Raw genomic sequence first — 3,752 nt, 5'->3', positions numbered from 1 at the left:
GGCCCGGTCGTGGCCGGGGTCCGGGGCGGCCGTTTCGTGCGCGGGCTTCGCCGCCGCCGGGGCGGGCCCGCCGGTCGGGGCCGGCGCGGCGACGGCCGGAGCGATCGCCGGGCCGAACAGGGCCACGGCGAGGGCGCCTGCGGCCAGGGAACGGCGGACGGGTCTGTGTCGGGACACCGTTGTCTCCAGGAGTGGGGGGATGGGCGCGCGCGGCCGAACTCCCCCTGAGGCGTGGAGCGTCGGGGAGACGGCCGGGCGTGCGCTGTGTGATGCGTAACGTAGTAATGTGACATTGCATTGACAAGGTGTCTGCACGGAAGAGGCCGACGGCCGGTCCGGCCGGCCGCTCCGAGGGCGCGGCCGCCTCCCCGGTGGCAGCCTGAGGGCATGACCCTCAAAGACCCTGCGAGTCCACGAGGCGGAGCACACGCACCGGACCGGCCGCTGCCACCCGGCCAGCACGTCACCCCGCTGGAGCGGTTCGGGCCGCCGCAGTTCGCCGGCCGCCACGTCGAGGTCCCCGAGCGGCCGGTCCTGGCGGTCGGCGGCGACGTGGCCCGCCCGGCCCAGTTCGACCTGGACGACCTCCTGCGCCGGGCCGCCCCGCGCCGGACGCGCCACGGCGACCTGCACTGCGTGTCGACCTGGAGCGCACGGGACCTGACCTGGGAGGGCGTCCCCTTCCACGCGGTCGAACGGCTGATCGCCGAGACCGTACGGCCCCACCCGCGTGCCCGCTGGCTGCTGGTCACCGGCATGGACGGCTACCGCGACTGCCGGCCCCTCGCCGCCCGGGACGACGGCGTCCTGCTGGCCGACCGGCTCGACGGCGCGCCCCTCACCGCCGCCCACGGCGCCCCGGTGCGGCTGGTGGCCCCCGAGGAGTACGGCTACAAGAGCGTCAAGCACGTCGTCGCCCTGGAGTACCGCCGCCGCTACGCCGCCCCCTCCACCCGGCTGCTCCAGCACCCGTACGGGCGGGTCGCGCGGGAGGAGCGCAGCAGGTACCTGCCGGGGCCGGTGTGGCGGCGGCTGTGGGCGCTGGCGCTGCCGTGGATGCGACGGTGCTACCGGAAGTGCTGAGGGAGCCCTGACCCGGCGCCGGGCACCCGTCCGTCCCCCCGGCGTGCGACGCCGCCGGAATCCCCTTCCGGCGCCGCACCGCGACACGCCATCATGTGGGGCGACAAGGCACCGGACCGCGGGGAGGGACGACGCGTGAGCGTTTTCGGCAAGGGCATCGAGAAGGCGGAGGTGCGGCTGAAGTGGGACCCCGCACCGTACGGGTCCGATCCCCACGACCTCGACCTGGTGATCGCCGTCTTCAAGGCCGACGACCCGCACGGCGCCCCGGCCCAGCTGGTGCACTTCGGCCGCCGCTCGCCCGACGGCACCGTCATCCTCAACCGCGACAGCCGCGACGGCAAGGGACTGGGCTGGGACGAGGTGATGACCGTCGAGCTGTTCCGGATGGCCGAGGCCAACGGGCGGGTCGTCGTCGGCGTGGCCGCCCAGCAGACCGACGGCCGGCTCTCCTTCGCCCAGGTGGCCGCCCCCCGGGTGCAGATCGTGGCCGGCTACGAGGTGCTGGCCGAGGAGGACTTCGCCTCCCTCGGCGCGGCCACCGCGGCCACCGTGGGCGAGTTCGTCCGCGACGCCGCCGGGCTGTGGTCGTTCCGCCCGCTCCTGCGCGGCTTCGACGCCGACCCGGAGACCTTCGCGGAGACCATGGGCTCCGCCTGACGGACGCCCGGGCCGCCCGGGAGGGGCGTGGCGGACGGTGATGGTGTGGGCGTCGCCGGGTGATGCGGGAGGAGCCGTCCGGCCCCGGATGGCCCCCCGACCGGCCCTCGACCGGAATGGTCGACTCCGGGTATCCGCCCGGAACAGGTACCTTTGGCCACGGACTGGACGTACGGGTGGTTCGTGACCAGGTTCGTTCCGGTTCGCGGGACGGCCCGCGCCGCGGACGGCGGACAACGACGCCGCACACCCGAGGCTTCCGTTCCGCCGCCGCCCGGCAGGGCGGCGGGCTCCGTCGCATCCCCCACGAAGACGTCGAGGCATGAACGTTTCTCACACCGGCCCGCACGGCGCCGACGCCACCACCGGCGCCCCGGCCGGCCGCACCACCCGGGTGGCCGTCCTGGTCACCGCCCTCCTCACGGCCTGCATCGCGTTCCAGCTGAACGCGAGCATGCTCAGCCCCGCGCTGAAGAGCATCGAGGACAGCCTCGGTGCCACCTCCGCGGAGATCGGTCTCACCCAGACCGCGTTCTTCACCTCGGCGGCCCTGTTCTCCCTGTTCCTCCCGCGCCTCGGCGACATCCTCGGCCGCCGCAAGGTGCTGGTCGGGATGCTCGCCCTGATGGCCGTGGGCTGCGTCGTCGCCGCCCTGGCCAACAGCGTGGCGGTGCTCTTCCTGGGCCGAGTCATCCAGGGCGCCTCCGGCCCGACCGTGCCGCTCTGCCTGATCATGCTCCGTGTCGAGGTGCCCGAACCCAAGCGCTACGGCACCCTGCTCGGCGTGATCACGGCCGTCAACGGCGGCATCGCCGGCATCGACTCCCTCGGCGGCGGCTACCTCGCCGACCACCACGGCTTCCAGTCGGTCTTCTGGGCGATGGCCGTCGTCGCGCTCATCGCCACCGTCATGGTCGCCACCATGACCCCCGAGACCCGGGTCCCGTCGGCCCACCGGATGGACTGGCCCGGCGTCGGCCTGCTCGTCGTCTCCGTCGGCTCGCTGCTCGTCGCCCTCAACGAGGCCGGCAAGCTGGGCGCCGCGAACTGGACGCTCGTCGTCGGGCTTGTCGTGGTGGCCGCGGTCGCGTTCGCCCTCTTCTGGCGCACCGAGGACCGCTCCCCGAACCCGCTGGTCGCCACCCACCACCTGAAGCAGCGCGCCACCTGGGCCACCCTGCTCACCACCGTGCTCACCATGACCGGCGTGTTCGCCGTCATGAACGGCCTGATCCCGGCGTTCGCGCAGGACGCCGAGGCCGGCCTCGGCATGAGCGCCAGCGGGTCCGCGTGGTGGACCCTCACCCCGTACGCGCTCGCCGGACTGGCCATGGGACCGGTGGCCGGACGGCTCGCCGCCACCTACGGCTACGGCCGGGTACTGCGCCTGGGCCTGGTCGGCGCCGTGGCCTCCGTCGTCCTGATGATCGTGACCGTGCCGGCCGACTCGCGGGCCCTCCTGCTGGTCACCTCGCTGCTGGTCGGCGTCACCTACGCGGGTGTGGCCAACATCGTCCTCAACGGGCTGGGTATCGTCCTGTCGCCCAAGGAGAACCCCGGGTTCCTGCCCGGCCTGAACGCGGGCGCCTTCAACCTCGGCGCGGGGCTGAGCTTCGCCGCGCTCTACGCCGTCAAGACGGCCACGGCGCCGTCCGACGCGTCCTCGCCCGCCGGGTACGTCACCGGCATGATCGCCGGTGTGGTGATCCTGGCCGCCGCGATCGGGACCTCGTTCCTGATCCCCAAGCCGGTGGAGGCCGAGGCGCACGACTGAGGCGCCCCGCTCCTCCGCTGTTCTCCGGCCCGCCCGGCGACGCCATCCGTCGCCGGGCGGGCCGTTCCCCGTACGGGGCACTCACTTCGCCGGGCACTGCTTCCAGGCGAAGTGGTAGAGGGTGCTGATGTTGCCGTCCGTCGAGTCCATCATCAGGAAGCTGGTGGTCTTGGCGGTGTCCGAGGTGCCGGCGTCCACGCGCAGCTCCGTGTTGATGTTGAAGTAGCGCATCGCG

Annotated in this window: 4 protein-coding genes; 3 read left to right on the top strand and 1 reads right to left on the bottom strand. The window is 73.7% G+C overall.

Translation table 11 applies throughout. The features are described from left to right. The first annotated feature begins 387 nt into the window (after nt 1-387). From JNW98_RS34405 to uriT, 3 genes are all read left to right on the top strand, one after another. Nucleotides 388-1,083 carry a molybdopterin-dependent oxidoreductase gene (locus JNW98_RS34405; protein ID WP_223772215.1) on the top strand — a complete coding sequence of 232 codons (696 nt, stop codon included), beginning with the start codon at nt 388-390 and terminating at the stop codon, nt 1,081-1,083. A gap of 135 nt (nt 1,084-1,218) precedes the next feature. Continuing rightward, nucleotides 1,219-1,743 carry a TerD family protein gene (locus JNW98_RS34400; RefSeq protein WP_223772214.1) on the top strand — a complete coding sequence of 175 codons (525 nt, stop codon included), beginning with the start codon at nt 1,219-1,221 and terminating at the stop codon, nt 1,741-1,743. Between the two features lie 322 nt (nt 1,744-2,065). Further along, complete coding sequence (gene uriT / locus JNW98_RS34395; RefSeq protein ID WP_223772213.1) at nt 2,066-3,517, top strand: uridine transporter UriT; 1,452 nt, start codon at nt 2,066-2,068, stop codon at nt 3,515-3,517. Between the two features lie 81 nt (nt 3,518-3,598). On the opposite strand, the gene JNW98_RS34390 is transcribed toward uriT, so the two are convergent. Beyond that, the coding region (locus JNW98_RS34390) for a DUF4360 domain-containing protein (protein WP_223772216.1) at nt 3,599-3,752 on the bottom strand (154 nt) is incomplete at its 5' end.

The organism is Streptomyces huiliensis (genome assembly GCF_020037025.1).
Lineage (GTDB): Bacteria > Actinomycetota > Actinomycetes > Streptomycetales > Streptomycetaceae > Streptomyces > Streptomyces huiliensis.
The sequence above is the reverse complement of the archived record's forward strand: the minus strand, read 5'-3'. Positions and strand labels throughout refer to the sequence as shown.